A 204-nucleotide genomic window follows, 5' to 3' on the forward strand; every position below is an offset into this window, starting at 1 on the left:
CGTCAAATCCATCGCCTTCAGCCAGGTTGACGGTCAGGCAACCATCGGTGTAATGGCAGCGGGCGAATACGAGTTCGGTACGGCGCAACGGGAAATCATGCACGTGGTGTCGGGCGAGTTGCAGGTAAAACTCCCGGACAGCACTGACTGGGAAACTTTCGCGACCGGCAGTCAGTTCAATGTGCCGGCCAACAGCAAGTTCCA

1 protein-coding gene is annotated in these 204 nt (G+C 57.4%); it reads left to right on the top strand.

Annotated features, from left to right (window positions below; all coding sequences use genetic code 11):
- Nucleotides 1–204, top strand: a 204-nt coding sequence (gene ppnP, locus ALO43_RS26800; protein ID WP_157062370.1) for a pyrimidine/purine nucleoside phosphorylase, incomplete at both ends; no start/stop codon positions are given.

This window comes from Pseudomonas tremae, from assembly GCF_001401155.1.
Taxonomy (GTDB): Bacteria; Pseudomonadota; Gammaproteobacteria; order Pseudomonadales; family Pseudomonadaceae; genus Aquipseudomonas; species Aquipseudomonas tremae.